Raw genomic sequence first — 14,338 nt, forward strand, 5'->3', positions numbered from 1 at the left:
CTGCCTTCTTCGGTACGTCAGTAGGGTCCCACCACAAACGCGGAGCCGCTGTTGATGTTCGTCGGGTTCGCGCCGACCCCGAGGCTCCCGTCGGTGACCAGGGTCAGGATGTACGCCCCGTCGGCGATCGGCGTGCTCGGAACAAGCGCGCTGTTCACCGGGCTCAGCTGGTTCCCCGACAGATCGAGCGTGCAGACCAGCTCGGTGTCCGTCACCACGCCCACCCGCACGCATTCGGCCACGCCTCGGTTGTTGGACGAGTTGTACGCGCCGACCACCAGGAACAGGTGCGCGTTGCCACTCGTCGGGGTACCGGACCCGGCGTCGAAATGCAGCTGGGAGAAGCCCACCCCGGTGACGTCCACGGCCACCGCCGTGCCCACGGCACCAGTGTTCGGCGAGATCGTGATCCCGTTGCTGTAGGTAAACGGGATCGCGTCGGTGGGATCGCCGTCGCCGTTCGGGTCGAGGCTGCCGACCGTGCCGCCGGGGGTGGTCACCGTCAGTTCCAGACCCGTCTCGGCTACGCGGGCCCCGGTGGTGCCGGTGATGCTGGTCCCGGTCGGGGACACCTTGACGTCGGTCAGCGCGACCCCGCCGACCGATGCGGTGATCGGATTTCCGACCGGGATGAAGCCCGTGCCGTTGATCGTGATCGACTTTCCACCGCTGGCCGGGCTGCTGGCCGGCGTGATCGAGGTGATGGTGGGTTCGGGCACCACGGTGTACGTCGCGGCGGCCAGCAGCATGCTGTTCGTGGTGGAGTCGCTGTCATAGACGCAGACATTCCACTTGGCGCTGGTCTGGCTACCGGCGAGCACCAGGCCGGCCCCGTTGATCGTCGAATCCGGATATCCGGTGGTGGGCACCACGAACGCGATCTTCGTGCTGGACAGGCGCTTCACGCTGAACGGATCGGCCTGGAGCACGCCGGCGGTCAGGGTGATCCCGGTGACGTCGATCTGCACGGTGTCGCTCGCCTTGGCGGTGCAGGCGGCGTACTGGAACTGGACCACCGGGACGGCGCCCGCCGGAAACGGATTCGGATTGGCCGCCGATCCGGCGACCACCCCGATGATCGTGTTGCCACCGCCGCTCGGGCCGGCGGTGGCGGTCAGGGCCATGTCGGGCGCGGCGGCGTCCGCCGGAGTGGTGCCTCCGGCCAGGATCAGGGCGCTCGAGGCGACCGCAGCCACCCCGGCTCGGCCGGCACGGCGAACCGCATGCTGCCACGTGCTCATCGAAGCTCTCCCTTGGAGTCGGCACCTCTGACGGAGCGTAACGAGATGACCACTCCGCCCAGGCCGAGAAGGCGAAACCCGGCTGTCGGCTCGTCTTCAGCCAACGCACAGGCGCGATCAGCCCGTTCACGCCCGCCCGGCCGGGCGGCTTGGCACGATGAGATCACGGGCCGCGACCAGCACGGCAAGAAAGGAGCGGCCGAGCGACACGGTAAGGATGCGAAATGTCAGCGCAGGACGAGCAGGACCCCGCCACCCAGCGCCCGAGGCGCCGCCGCACGGTCATGATCGCGGCGACCGGAGCGATCGCCCTTCTCGGCGCCACCGCCTACCTCACCGGACACGGGTCATCGGAGCAGGACAGCGGCTTGCCGCAGCCGGCCGTACTGGCCCCGGCGGAGCCCACGACCGCGGCCACCGCCGCATCCTCGGCCGCACCGACCGGCGTCGCCTCGTCGGCCTCGTCAGCGCCGGCCGCGGAACCCGCGGAGTCGGAGACGACAGCCCGGTCACACACCGGCCGAGCCGAGGCGAAGACCGAACACCGGAAGTCCGGGAAGGCGGAGAACGCCGAGACCGACCGGCCGGTGCGGACCACCCAGGAGAAGGTCGGCACGTCCGACGTCAGCGTGGTGGCGGCCGACTACGACCTGACCGGCCTCGGACAGCTCCGCTGGGCCGGCGACCGCGGGGGTAACACCGGCAACGCCCTGTGCACCCAGAAGTTCAAGTTCGATCCGGCCAAGGCCGCGGAGACGAAGAGCGACATGGTGATGTGCTGGCGCACGTCCAGCAAGAAGAGCGTGGTCGCGCTCGCCTTCGGACAGCACGGGAGCCATCCCTCGGCGGAGCTGATCGCCGGCGTGGTCGACGATCACTGGAGCACGAAGAAATAACGGCCGGCGTCTCATCGACCACAATTTCACAGCGCGAAACTTCCGGCCCTTACTGCCACAGTAAGGGCCTTTAAAATTGGGCAGAAAACGACCTGTCCGCACGATTTCCACTACACTGCGGGCTTTCTGAAAAGCCAAACATCAACGAATTGCTATTTCCGGAAACGCCGCTTCAGCCGGTGTTAGTTTGAGTCCGAAACCGAGGCAAGTGCGGCACCTTAGGTTGGCCGTACAGCTCCCGAGAGGACCACTGCTCAAATGTCTCACGTCCAACCCGGGCGACGCTCCCGCATCGTCGCCACCGTCGGCGCCAGCGCGCTGGCCGCCTCCTTACTTTCGGTGGTAACACCGACCATCGCCTACGCCGGCACCCTGCCCGGCACGCTCACGGTGACCACGCCCAGCAATGGGAAGCTGGCCGCCGGAACGGCCAAGCAGGTCATCGTTCTGACGATCTCCGGAACGGGTGCCACGGCACTCACCGAAGACAATGTGAGCGGCGTAAAGCTGGGCTCTGACGCCAACTGCGCGAACATCAGCAGCTATGTGGTCACCAGCGCTACCACGCTCACGGTGAAAACACCCACCAACGGCTGCATTGTGAGCCCCAGTGGCGCCGAAGACGTCTCCATTCTCTTCAATGCCGGCGCCGACACGATCACCAAGACCGCCGGCCTCACCTTCGTGAGCCCGCCGAAGATCGTGGCGTACGCCGCCAACACCACCCGGCCGGTGCTCACCGACAACAGCGCCGACCAGCTGTATGCCAACCAGTCCGGCCGCTTCGTGGCGACCGGTGGCCAGGTCGGCCGGGTCAAGGCGGCGTCCGACTTCGCGTTCGACCCGCGCTCCGCGTCCGGCCTGAAGGTCAGCGTTGCCGGCAAGGACGCCACGGACGTCAAGGTCTACGCCGCCGGCGTGACCGGTGGACAGACCGCCGGAACCGCGATGACCAGCGCCAACACCACGGCCGGCATGGTCGAGGGAGCCACCCCGACCGAGGCCGGTAACTACCTCACCTTCAAGACCGCGTCCGGCATGGACGCCAGCAACGACACCGTGATCATCACCCAGAACGGTGTGTCGAAGTCGTTCCTCGCCTCCGGGTACGGCAACAGCTTCGACATCGTGAGCGGCCCGACGGTCACCTCGCTCAGCCCGACCTTCGGCAAGTCCACCGGCGGCACGTCCGTCACGGTCACCGCCACCGGCCTGACCAAGACCTGGGTCCTCGGGACCGACTACGACGTGTACTTCTGCGAGAAGGCCGCCACCGTGGGTGCGGTCAACGCGGCCGGTACCGCCATCGTCGTCACGGCGCCGAGCGTCTCGGTCGACGCCACCGGCCTCGGCGCGACCGCCACCGCCGGCGCCTGCCCGGTCACCGTCCGGACTCCGGGTGGCACCGCGACCTACGCCAGCCCGGTCACTTCGGCGAGCATCTTCACCGAGCTCAACGAATAAGCGAGCAGCACCTCGTTAGACATCTCGCTACAGCAGAGGCCCGCCCCGACAGGGACGGGCCTCCGCTGTTTCTCCGTGTCTCGGCGGCGCTCGCTCAACGAACTCACAGCAGCCGCTTGCGGGTTTTGGCCCGATATGCCGGACACGTTGGAACGATGAGGTCAAGGGCCTGGCACAGGGGCAGGCCACCGTCGAGACACCAGAGGGACAGCAAGATGACCAAGCACGACGACCACCTACCCGGCAGCGAGGCACCGGCAGCGGAGACCGCCACAAGCCGACCGAAACGGCGGCGTGCGCGGGCGATAGCTGGGGCGGCCGGCCTGGCCGCGGTCCTCGGCTCCGGCGCCTACCTGACCACCAATCGGCTGATGGCGCCCGAAGCATCGACCGGAGCGGGCACCGTCATCGCGGCCGCACCGGCCACCGCCACCTCCTCCGCGGCGGCCACGCCGGCGGAATCCGGCACCGACCGGCAGGTCAAGTCGGCCGACGACCACGAGGACGAGCCGAAATCGCCGGCCGAACGGGTCGCCGCCGCCCGGAAGGCCGCCGCCAAGGACGGCGTGAAGATCACCCACCCGCTGCCCGCCCAGGATGATCCGGCCCGGATCGCCGCGGCGGGCGAGGCGAAGGAGGTGACCGTCGGCTCGGCGAAGCAGGGCGCGACCATGCGGATCGTCACCGCGCACGGCGACCTGACCGGCCAGCACGAGCTGGCCTGGGTGGCCGGCGGCGTGCGGAAGCACGGCGCGGTGGAGTGCTCGAACAAGTTCAAGTTCTACAACGAGGCGGAGCCCAAGACCCGGGACAACCTGCTGGTCTGCTGGCGCACCAGCGTCAAGCGCAGCGTGATCACGGTAGACACGAAGATCGGCGGCCGGCCGGCGGTCGCCCGGAGCCTCTCCGTCATCGACCGCGAGTGGCGCAAGCTCGGCTGACCACACTCACCATCGAACAACGCCGGCCGCGGGATCCGCGGCCGGCGTTCTCGTCGGGACGAAAGGGCGGTGGCCCGGAGCTCGCGCTCCGGGCCACCGCATGTTCGTGCTGTTCGCTGTCAGTAGGCCGAGACGGTGAAGGTGGCGTTGCTGGAGACCTGGCTCTGCACGTACGTGCCGTCGGTGTGCACCGAGTTGAGCGCGGCGTTGCTCACGTACTGCAGGTTGTAGGCACCCTCCGGCACCGGGACGTACTGGCTGTAGATGATGCTCGCGACCCCCGATCCGGCCGTGGCGGCATTGGCCGCAAGGGTGGCGTTCGTAGCGTCGGTCACAGACAGGACAGTCGTTCCCGCCGTGATGTTCGCGTTGACCGGGTAGCTGCCGACGTCAGCCTGGGTGAAGGTGCTCGCAGCCCCACCGAGCGCGGCGCTGCTGTTGGTGCCGGTGGTGGTGAGCGTGGCATTCCGGTAGGTGGGCGATGCGATGGTGATCGTCGCGTTGCTGGACAGCGTGGCGGAAGCGGGATTGTTCATGATCGCCGTTGTGCCGCTGACGACGTTCGTGATCACAGTCCCGGCCGCAAGTGCGACGCCGGCCGGGTCGACGACTGCCTTGCCGATGTCCGAGGAATCGAACGTGTTCGCAGCCGCGGTGACCACCCGGCTACCGGTGGTGACGCTGCCGGTGACGCCGTACTTGGGCGCCGCGGAAAGGATCGCGGTGCCGGTCAGGTCGAGCCGCTTGGTCAGGTCCAGCCGGCAGACCAGTTCGTTGTCGCTGAGCACCAGCACGTTCTTGCAGTCGGCGACCGGCGGGTTCGCGCGGTTGCCGCTGACCGTGGCGTTGCTGTAGCTGCCGCGGGACAGGAAGATGTGTGCCCCGGTGCCCAGGTTGGCGCTCCACGACGCGCCCTGGAAGCCGACACCGTTGACGACCACGTCGAGGCTACGGGTGTTCGGCGCGGTCTTCGGGTTCACCACCAGCGTGCTGGTGTAGGCGAACTGACCGTTCAGGGTCGCCGAGCCGGCAGGCGTGGTGACCACCAGCGTGTTGCTGTTGGCGGGCGCGTGCATCGGCGTCCGGGCGGTGAACGCGGTGCTGCTCAGCGGCGTGATGTCGGTCAGCGGCACACCGCCCAGCATCCCGGAGATCTGGGAGGCGTCGGTGGGGAACGCGGTGCCGACCACCGTGATCAGGCTGCCGCCCAGCGCCGGTCCGGCGTTGGGCGTGATCCGGGTCAGGGTCTGCACCGTGGTCACCTTGTACGCGTTGGACGCGACCAGGTTGCCCTGCGCGGTGGCGGCGTCGTAGATGCAGACCTGCCACGGAACACTGGTCGCGCCGGCGGGCTGAAGGCCCAGCGCGGTGGCGTATGTGCCCTGGCTGTAGAACGCCGGCGCCGTGACGGCGACCCGGGAGTTCGTCACCTTCCGGATCTTGTTCGCGGCGAGCGGTTCGTTCGTTCCCACGGACTGCGCCACGGTGTAGGTGGACGTGCAGGTGTCACCCAGAGTGAATTCCACACCCGGGTTGTCGATGCCGGCCAGGAACGGGTTCGGCGAGTTGATGTCGATATTGTTCAGGCCGCCGTACGGGCCGATGGTCTGGCTCAGGGAGAGCTGTCCGACGTTGTACGGCACTACCGAGATCAGCGCCGAGTTGATGCCGCTGCCGTTGTAGAGGCAGGCGAAGTACGGCGTGGGACTCGCGGCGGTTGAGGTGACGCCCGACGGCACGGTCAGACTGGCGACCGAGTCGGAAGTCTTGGTCACCATTGCCGACGTGCCCGCGGCCGGCGTCCCGTAGGCCGACGGACAGTCCGCGAGCTGGGTGGCGAACTGCGCCCCGATCGTCGTGATACCGGTGAAGATCGGCCCGCCGGTTCCCGCGGTGATGGTCAGCTGCTCGCCCCCACCGGTGGTGCCCGCGGCCGGCGACACGGTCGCCGCCGTGCCGACGTAGACCGGGTATCCGTTCGTCGCACCCTTACGGGCGCTGGAGCCGGCCGAGTTGCTGGCGTAGACACACGCGACGTACTTCTTGACCTGCCCGCTGGTACCCGCAGTCGCCGTGTTCGGCATTACGAAGACCACCTGGCCGGTGGTGCTGGAGGTGGTCGACGCCGCGGCCAGGATGGACGCGGTGGGCGTGGTGTAGGTCGCCGGGCAGGCGGTCCCGGCCGTTGTCAGCAACTCCACCCGGTCGGTACCGGAACCGATGAACGGCGGCGTGCCCGCGCCGTCGTCGTTGATGGTGACCGTGCCGCCCACCGGCGTCACGGCCGGCAACACGGCGGAGGCGGCTAGTGCCGCCTCGGGGTAGACGAGCAGAGCGGCACCGACCACCCCGGTCGTCAGACCAACACGCGCCCACCGGGGACGCGCGGCATTTCTGGACTTACGCATGCGAGGTCCTCCTACGGGTCCCAATGGACCACGTCGCTGGATTGCTGGGCCCAGGCGTCCGGATGAACCGTCGCGGGCCGTCTCGCCGGAAGCGTAACTATTCGCGGCGTTTCGATTCTCCAAAGCAGGAAACATACATATATGTCAGACAACTCCATGACAGTTCCGATGTCGAACACCCCGAATTACGGACGCAAAAGCGGTGGCCCGGAGCTACGCGCTCCGGGCCACCGCTCGGTGGCCTTTACCGTCAGAAGGCAGCGACGGTGAAGGTAGAGGTGCTGGAGACCTGGCTCTGCACGAAGCTGGGGTCGGTCGCCACCGCGTTGACCGCGGCGTTGCTCACGTACTGCAGGTTGTAGGCGCCCTCCGGGACCGGAATCGTGGTGCCGGCGACAATCACGGTGTGCCCAGCATTGACCACCACACTGGTCCCCGAGTTCAGGGTCGTCGCGGAGGCGAGCGTCCTACCGAGCGGGATACCCGCGCCGATGACGTACTTCCCGACGTCACCGCCGCTGGCGACTGCCGCTGCGTTGAGAGCCGGCGCGACATTCGTCAGGGTCGGTGAGCCAACCGCCTGCGTGATGTAGACCGCCTGCGTAAGCGGAGACGCCAGCGTTACATCGGCGGCAACCGCGACCCCGGTGGCCGCGTTCGACATGACCGCGGTCACGCCGTCGGCCAGCACATCGGTGATCACCGTCCCGACCGGGATGACCGGTGCGTCGTTGGCCTCGATGACAGCCTTGCCGATGTCGTCGGAGGAGAACGCGGTACCGGTGATCTTCCGGCTACCGGCCACCGTGACGACGGCGTTGCCCGCTGTCGGTGTCGCGGCCTGTACGGCCGCGCCGGTCTTGTCCAACCGGTTGGTCAGGTCGAGCTTGCAGATGAGTTCGGTGTCGCTGAGCACCAGCACGTTGTTGCAGTCGGCAACCGGTGGATTGGCCCGGACCGTGCCACCGATGTCGGTGGAGCTGTAGTTGCCCTTGACCAGGAAGACGTGCGCACCGCTGGTCAGGGTGTTGTCCCAGCCCGCGCTCTGGAAGCCGACACCGTCGACGACCACCTGGACGATCCGGTTGTTGGACGCCGTGTTCGGTGCCACCACCAGCGCGCTGGTGTACGAGAAAGCGTTGTTCAGCTTGTGCGAGCCGCTGGCCGTGGTGACCACCAGCGCGACGTTGCTGGCCGGCGCGTGCCGGGCCGTCCTTGCGGTGAAGGCGGTGCTGCTCAGCGGCGTGATGTCGGTCAGCGGCACACCGCCCAGCGTCGCCGAGATGAGGGACGGGTCGGTCGGGAACGCCGTGCCGGTGACGGTGATCAGGCTACCGCCGAGAGCCGGGCCGGCTTTCGGCGAGACGCCGGTAGAGGTCTGGATGGTGGTCACCTTGTACGGGTTGGCAACCACCAGGTTGGACTGCCCGTCCGAGGAACCGTCGTAGATACAGGCGTTCCACCCGATCGTCCCACTGCCGGCAAGCGTGAACGCGGCAGTGGCAGCGGTCGGGTCGGCATAGAAGGCGGGCGCGGTGGTGGCCAGCCGGGTGTTCGACAGCTTCCGGACACTGTTCACCGGGTCAACCGGAATGTTGGTGGCCGAAGGGGTCTGGGTGTAGGTGAGCGGGCATGCCGTGCTGGTGAAGACCACGCCCGGGTTGTCGATACCGGCCAGGAACTGGTTCGGCGACGTGATGTTGAGGCCGTTGAGCCCCTGCCATGGACCGGTGGTCTGGCTCAGCTGCAGTTGCCCGGCGGTGTACGGCACCGCCGAGACCAACGCCGCGGCCGAGGTGTTGCCGCTGTACAGGCAGATGTTGTACGTGGTCGGGTTCGCGCTGGTCGACGTGACGCCCGCCGGCACGGTCAGACTGGCCATCGTGTCCGAACCCCGGGTCACCGCGGCCGTCAGGTTCGCCGTCGGCGTGCCGTAGGTCTGCGAGCAGTCCGAAGTGTTGGGGGTGAACACCGCCCCGATCGTCGGGACACCGGTGAAGATCGGCCCGCCGGATCCCGCGGTGACGGTGACCGAGTTGCCACCACCGGTGAGACCGGCCGCCGGCGACGCCGTCGCGGGCGTCCCGACATAGAACGGATAGCCGGTCGACGCGCCCTCCCGCGCGCTGGAGCCCGCTGAGGTCCCGGCATACACGCAGGCCATGTACCGCTTGCCCTGGCCGTTGGTGCCCGGCGTCACGCCGGTGGGGACCGTGAAGGTCACCGTTCCGGGCGCACCACCCGCCTGCGCGACGCCCACCGTGACGTTCGCCGACACGATCGCCACGGTCGGCGTCGTGTAGGTGCCCGGGCAGGTGCCGGTCGAGATGACTTGGACCCGGGTGACCGAGTTGGTCGCCGTGAAGTTCGGGGACGGGTTGGTGTCGGAGATGGTGACGCTGCCACCCACCGGCGCAACGGGCGGCATTACCGAGGATGCGGCTAGTGCCGCCTCGGGGTAGACGAGCAGAGCGGCACCGACCACCCCGGTCGTCAGACCAACACGCGCCCACCGGGGACGCGCGGCATTTCTGGACTTACGCATGCGAGGTCCTCCTACGGGTCCCAATGGACCACGTCGCTGGATTGCTGGGCCCAGGCGTCCGGATGAACCGTCGCGGGCCGTCTCGCCGGAAGCGTAACTATTCGTGGGGGTTCCGTAGCGTAGAGTAAGAAAGATCCCAATATGTCAGACCAAAAACGCTAGAGTTCAGGGTTCATCAATAAACGCCGGGACTCGGCCGGACCCCCCATCGACCCCGGCCGTCGCGCACAGATCTCGCCGCACGGATCGGAATATCTGATTTTGAATTATTAGGCACGCCTTACCTGATTAGCCCGGGAACGGCGTGCCCAAATTATTCGTGTTTCCCGGAATTTGCCACGCAAGGCGCGTATATCACTCAAACAAATGGTTTCCTTCAAGCGAAGGGACCGGAAGCCGAGGAAGGGACGCGCGATGACTCAGATGATGAACATGCCGATGGTCCAGACCTGCACGGTGACGGACTGCGGCTACAACCACGACGGATGCACGGCGTTCGCGATCACGATCGGGGACCTGAACGCGGAGTGTGACACCTTCGTCGGGTCGGGGCTCAGCGGCGGCATGGGCGTGGCGACCGCTCAGGTGGGCGCCTGCAAGCGGGCCGACTGCAAGTACAACCACAATCTGGAATGTCAGGCCCCGGCGATCACCGTGGGCGCCTCCTCGGACCGGGCGGACTGCCTGACGTACGAGAAGTAGGACAGCAGCAGGGCATGAAGAGCCCGCCACCCGCGAGGTGGCGGGTTTTTTGCTGCCCGGACCCGACACCGGCGTTGACACCGCACGATCGAGCGCGCTAGGTTCATCTCACATCGAGTAGTACTCACACTGAGAAGGACGCGATCATGGACGAGGCGAGTTTCCTGGCCGGCTACAACCCCCGGGACTACCCCGCCATCGCCGTGACCGTCGACGTCGTGGCGCTGACGATCCGGGACGGCAAGCTCTGCGTCCTGCTTGTCGAGCGCGGCGAGCAGCCCTTCGCCGGGCACCGGGCGCTCCCCGGCGGCTTCGTCCGGGAGGAGACGCTGCAGGACGCCGCGCTCCGCGAGCTCGCCGAGGAGACGAACGTCCGCCCCGACGAGGGCGATCTCGACCGGGTCCACGTCGAGCAGCTCGGGACGTACGGAAATCCTGGTCGTGATCCCCGGATGCGGGTCGTCTCGGTCGCCCACCTCGCGTTCGCGCCCCGGCTTCCGGAGCCGACCGCCGGGACCGACGCCGCCCGCGCCTACTGGGTGCCGGTCGAGGAGGCGAAGGATCTCGCCTTCGACCACGATCAGATCCTGGCCGACGGGCTGGAGCGGGCCCGCGACAAGCTCGAGTACACGCCGCTCGCGACCGCGTTCGTCGGCACCGAGTTCACCATCTCCGAGCTGCGCCAGGTCTACGCCGCGGTGTGGGGCGAGGAGCTGCACGCCGGGAATTTCCACCGCAAGGTGCTGTCGGTGCCCGGCTTCGTGGAGAGCACCGGGGAGACCGCGTCCCGCGGCGGTGAGCGCGGCGGACCGAAGGCGCGGCTCTACCGGGCGGGCGACGCGAAGCTGCTGCACCCGGCGCTGCTGCGGCCGACACGGGAGGACAGAGTGCGATGAATCCAGGTTATGCGACTTCGATCCCACCGACTCAGACCCACTTCCGGATCTCTTTTGACGAGGCGGTCGCGCGGATCGCGGCGGCCGGCACGTTCGCCGAGCTGATCGACACGACCGGGGTCGGCATCGAGCGGCGGACGGTGACCGGCGCGGCCTTCGTGAGCGCCCGCCACGCCTACCGGATCCTTGCCAAGATCGTGCACCCGGACGTGGCCGACGCGGCCCGGCGGGCGGTGGCCAACGAGGCGTTCGCCAAGCTCAACGCCCTCTACCTGGACCGCAACGTGGCCGGCGCGGTCTTCCCGGGGCGGCGCACCAACCACGGGCGGCACCCGAGCGCCCCGGAGACCAGGCCGTACGCGGTGGGCGACCTGGCCGACCTGTTCGAGGACGCCGACACGCTGGTCAAGGTCGTCCGCGACCCGGCCAACAACGACCTGATGGCCGCCGAGGCCACGGCGCTGCGCCGGCTGCGCACGCACGGCCGGCCGAACTATCGCGCCTACGCCCCGGAGCTGAAGGACTCGTTCGGCTACTACGGCCGTACCGTCAATGTCCTGGCTCGTCAGCGGGGTTTCAGCAACCTCGCGGAGATGCCGGGGATGGAACCGGCCGATCTGGTCTGGGTGTGGCGGCGGCTGCTGGCCGGCCTGGGGTGGGCGCACCGCGCCGGCGTCGTGCACGCGGCGGTGTTCGAGGAACACGTCCTGATCGACCCGCGGGTGCGCGGGGTGGTCCTGGTCGACTGGTGCTACTCCACCGCGATCGGCGGGCGACCGAAAGCGCTCATCGCCAAGCACGAGCTGAAGTACCCGCCGGAGGTCCCGGCCGCGCGGCCGGTCACCGCGGCCACCGACATCCACCTGGCGACCAGCCTGATGAAACGGCTGTTCGGAGCGGACATGCCGGCTCCCCTGCGGCGGTTCGCCGACGGCTGCCTGTACGACGCGCCCCGGATGCGCCCGCAGAACGCGTGGCAGCTCCTGACCGAGCTCGACGAGTTGATCCCCCCGCAGTACCGGAACTGATCGATGGTTCCCGGCCCCCAAACACATCAGCAGGAGGAACACCATGGGTAGCGGACGCTGGTCCACCGACGTCTACACCGCCGCCGAGAACTTCCGCGCGGCGACCGGGCGGAGCGCCTTCGCCTACAGCGACGGCGGCGCCCGCACGGCACACCCGGACCTCGACCCGAAGGGCGTGTTCATGCGGGAGAGCCGGGACAGCGACGAGCACCCGGTGAGCACGCCGATCGTGGTGATGTTCGACGTCACCGGCTCGATGGGCAACGTGCCGCGGGTGCTGCAGACCAAGCTGCCGCAGCTGCTCGGCCTGCTGACCCGCAAGGGCTACGCGACCGACCCGCAGATCATGTTCGGCGCGATCGGGGACGCCACCTGCGACCGGGTGCCGCTGCAGGTGGGCCAGTTCGAGTCGGACAACCGGATGGACGAGCACCTGTCCCGGATCGTGCTGGAGGGCGGCGGGGGCGGGCAGAAGCGGGAGTCGTACGAGCTCGCGATGTACTTCCTGGCCCGGCACGTGGTGGCGGACTCGCTGGTCCAGCGGCAACGGAAGGGCTACCTGTTCCTGATCGGGGACGAGCTGCCCTACCGCAAGGTCAAGCCGAAGGAGGTCAAGCAGGTGATCGGCGACGACCTGGCCGAGGCGATCCCGGTCGAGTCGATCGTGGCCGAGCTGCAGCGCAAGTTCGAGGTGTTCTTCATCCTGCCGACCGCGGCCGGCTACGGCGGGGACCGCGAGGTGCTCGACACCTGGCGCGGATTGCTCGGGCAGAACGTGCTGGAGCTGGACGACCTGGACGCGGTCTGCGAGACGATCGCGCTGACGGTCGGGCTCGGCGAGGACAACGTCGACCTGGACGAGGGCCTGGACGACTTAGCGGCGTACGGGTCGGCCGCCGCGGGCTCGGTCGCCGGGGCGCTGGCGCCGCTCGCGGACCGGTCACCGCAGATCCGGAGATTGTGATGCGGGAGCACGTCGCGGTCGTCGACCTGGGCTACGGCGACGCCGGCAAGGGCACCGTGGTGGACGCGCTCTGCGGGAACCAGCGGGTGCGGGCGGTGCTGCGCTTCAACGGGGGTGCGCAGGCCGCCCACAACGTGGTCGCGGACGGCCGGCACCACACGTTCAGCCAGTTCGGGGCCGGGACGCTGCGCGGGGTGCCGACCCATCTGACCCGGTTCATGGTGGTGGACCCGCTCGCCCTGTCGGCCGAGGCGGCCGCGCTCGGGAATCCGTACCACCTGCTCACGGTCGACGGGGACGCACTGCTCGCCACTCCGTGGCATCGCGCCGCGAACCGGCGCAAGGAGCGCTCGAACCGGCACGGTTCGTGCGGCATGGGCATCGGCGAGACGATGGCGTACGCGTTGACGCACGCCGACGCCCCGCGGGTCGCCGACGTGCTGTCCCCGGCGCGGTTGCGGCGCCGGCTGGAGCGGGTGCAGGAGGCGTACGGCTTCACCGACGCCCCGGTCGACGACGTGGTGGAGGCGTTCGTCGCGTTCGGCCGGGCCGTCCGGATCGTCCACGAGAGCCACACCATGCGGCTGCTGGCCGAGGGCCCGTGCGTCTTCGAGGGCGCGCAGGGGGTCCTGCTCGACGAGTGGCGCGGCTGGCACCCGCACACCACCTGGTCCACCACGACGTTCGACAACGTGGCCGAGCTCTGCCCGTCGTTCCGGCGGCTGGGCGTGGTCCGCACGTACACCACCCGGCACGGCGCCGGCCCGTTCGTCACCGAGAACCCCCTGCTCGACCTGCCCGAGACGCACAACGGGCACGGCGAGTGGCAGGGCGCGTTCCGGACCGGACACTTCGACGCGGTCGCCCATCGGTACGCGGTGGAGGTGGCCGGCGGTGTCGACGAGCTCGCGGTCACCCACCTGGACGCGCCGGTCCGCGAGACGGGGCTGAAGATCTGCACCTCCTACCGGGTGGACGGCGAGATCCACGACCGGATCGTCCCCGGCCCGCACCGGGACCTGGCCCATCAGGAGCGCCTGACCGCGTGGCTGGACCGGGCCCGGCCCGCCGAGCTGCACCGGCCGGCGGACTGGGCGACCGAGATCGGCGGTCTGCTCGGCGCCCCGGTAACCCTGGAGTCGTACGGCCCGCGTGCCATCGACAAGCGTTTCGTCCCCGCGGGAGTACACCGTCCCGCCGGGATACGCCTACCGACGTATTGCCTGGTCTGACTGCTCGGACCAGGCTGGGGG

11 protein-coding genes are annotated in these 14,338 nt (G+C 68.7%); 8 read left to right on the plus strand and 3 right to left on the minus strand.

From position 1 onward, the window contains the following. Positions 1 to 17: 17 nt before the first annotated feature. Positions 18 to 1,241, minus strand: a complete 1,224-nt coding sequence (locus L3i22_RS44580) for an IPT/TIG domain-containing protein (RefSeq protein WP_221323467.1) — start codon at positions 1,239 to 1,241, stop codon at positions 18 to 20. A gap of 224 nt (positions 1,242 to 1,465) precedes the next feature. Between L3i22_RS44580 and L3i22_RS44585 the strand changes: the two genes are divergently transcribed. The 3 genes from L3i22_RS44585 to L3i22_RS44595 all read left to right on the plus strand — a co-directional run bounded on the left by L3i22_RS44585 (position 1,466) and on the right by L3i22_RS44595 (position 4,542). Further along, a complete protein-coding gene (locus tag L3i22_RS44585) occupies positions 1,466 to 2,137 on the plus strand; it encodes a hypothetical protein (protein WP_221323468.1) in 672 nt (223 codons plus the stop codon). A 258-nt stretch (positions 2,138 to 2,395) separates the two neighbouring features. Continuing rightward, complete coding sequence (locus tag L3i22_RS44590; RefSeq protein WP_221323469.1) at positions 2,396 to 3,601, plus strand: IPT/TIG domain-containing protein; 1,206 nt, start codon at positions 2,396 to 2,398, stop codon at positions 3,599 to 3,601. A gap of 215 nt (positions 3,602 to 3,816) precedes the next feature. Beyond that, positions 3,817 to 4,542 (plus strand): hypothetical protein, encoded by a 726-nt coding sequence (locus L3i22_RS44595; RefSeq protein ID WP_221323470.1) that lies wholly within the window; start codon positions 3,817 to 3,819, stop codon positions 4,540 to 4,542. 119 nt (positions 4,543 to 4,661) lie between these two features. Here L3i22_RS44595 and L3i22_RS44600 read toward each other — a convergent pair whose 3' ends face one another. Further along, positions 4,662 to 6,950, minus strand: coding sequence for an IPT/TIG domain-containing protein (locus L3i22_RS44600; RefSeq protein ID WP_221323471.1), 2,289 nt, complete (start codon positions 6,948 to 6,950; stop codon positions 4,662 to 4,664). Positions 6,951 to 7,200: 250 nt separating this feature from the next. Continuing rightward, a complete protein-coding gene (locus L3i22_RS44605; protein ID WP_221323472.1) occupies positions 7,201 to 9,495 on the minus strand; it encodes an IPT/TIG domain-containing protein in 2,295 nt (764 codons plus the stop codon). A gap of 414 nt (positions 9,496 to 9,909) precedes the next feature. Here L3i22_RS44605 and L3i22_RS44610 point away from each other — a divergent pair, with 414 nt between their 5' ends. The 5 genes from L3i22_RS44610 (at position 9,910) to L3i22_RS44630 (ending at position 14,317) form a co-directional block, all read left to right on the plus strand. Next, positions 9,910 to 10,197, plus strand: coding sequence for a DUF1540 domain-containing protein (locus L3i22_RS44610; protein ID WP_221323473.1), 288 nt, complete (start codon positions 9,910 to 9,912; stop codon positions 10,195 to 10,197). A gap of 146 nt (positions 10,198 to 10,343) precedes the next feature. Continuing rightward, positions 10,344 to 11,093, plus strand: a complete 750-nt coding sequence (locus L3i22_RS44615) for an NUDIX domain-containing protein (RefSeq protein WP_221323474.1) — start codon at positions 10,344 to 10,346, stop codon at positions 11,091 to 11,093. Next, a complete protein-coding gene (locus L3i22_RS44620; RefSeq protein ID WP_221323475.1) occupies positions 11,090 to 12,121 on the plus strand; it encodes a molecular chaperone DnaJ in 1,032 nt (343 codons plus the stop codon). The genes L3i22_RS44615 and L3i22_RS44620 overlap by 4 nt, the downstream gene beginning before the upstream one ends. 43 nt (positions 12,122 to 12,164) lie before the next feature. Continuing rightward, the gene (locus L3i22_RS44625; RefSeq protein ID WP_221323476.1) at positions 12,165 to 13,085 is read left to right on the plus strand and encodes a hypothetical protein; all 921 of its coding nucleotides are present in this window, start codon (positions 12,165 to 12,167) and stop codon (positions 13,083 to 13,085) included. Next, positions 13,085 to 14,317 carry an adenylosuccinate synthetase gene (locus L3i22_RS44630; RefSeq protein WP_221323477.1) on the plus strand — a complete coding sequence of 411 codons (1,233 nt, stop codon included), beginning with the start codon at positions 13,085 to 13,087 and terminating at the stop codon, positions 14,315 to 14,317. The genes L3i22_RS44625 and L3i22_RS44630 overlap by 1 nt, the downstream gene beginning before the upstream one ends. Positions 14,318 to 14,338: the final 21 nt, after the last annotated feature.

Origin of the sequence: Actinoplanes sp. L3-i22 (genome assembly GCF_019704555.1) — a bacterium.
Classification (GTDB): domain Bacteria; phylum Actinomycetota; class Actinomycetes; order Mycobacteriales; family Micromonosporaceae; genus Actinoplanes.

Excerpts from the sequence above, each read along its gene's own strand:
- L3i22_RS44595 (WP_221323470.1), top strand. The coding sequence starts at position 3,817 with ATGACCAAGCACGACGACCACCTACCCGGCAGCGAGGCACCGGCAGCG.
- L3i22_RS44600 (WP_221323471.1), bottom strand. The coding sequence starts at position 6,950 with ATGCGTAAGTCCAGAAATGCCGCGCGTCCCCGGTGGGCGCGTGTTGGT.
- L3i22_RS44630 (WP_221323477.1), top strand. The coding sequence starts at position 13,085 with ATGCGGGAGCACGTCGCGGTCGTCGACCTGGGCTACGGCGACGCCGGC.
- L3i22_RS44610 (WP_221323473.1), top strand. The coding sequence starts at position 9,910 with ATGACTCAGATGATGAACATGCCGATGGTCCAGACCTGCACGGTGACG.
- L3i22_RS44620 (WP_221323475.1), top strand. The coding sequence starts at position 11,090 with ATGAATCCAGGTTATGCGACTTCGATCCCACCGACTCAGACCCACTTC.
- L3i22_RS44625 (WP_221323476.1), top strand. The coding sequence starts at position 12,165 with ATGGGTAGCGGACGCTGGTCCACCGACGTCTACACCGCCGCCGAGAAC.
- L3i22_RS44615 (WP_221323474.1), top strand. The coding sequence starts at position 10,344 with ATGGACGAGGCGAGTTTCCTGGCCGGCTACAACCCCCGGGACTACCCC.
- L3i22_RS44585 (WP_221323468.1), top strand. The coding sequence starts at position 1,466 with ATGTCAGCGCAGGACGAGCAGGACCCCGCCACCCAGCGCCCGAGGCGC.
- L3i22_RS44580 (WP_221323467.1), bottom strand. The coding sequence starts at position 1,241 with ATGAGCACGTGGCAGCATGCGGTTCGCCGTGCCGGCCGAGCCGGGGTG.
- L3i22_RS44605 (WP_221323472.1), bottom strand. The coding sequence starts at position 9,495 with ATGCGTAAGTCCAGAAATGCCGCGCGTCCCCGGTGGGCGCGTGTTGGT.
- L3i22_RS44590 (WP_221323469.1), top strand. The coding sequence starts at position 2,396 with ATGTCTCACGTCCAACCCGGGCGACGCTCCCGCATCGTCGCCACCGTC.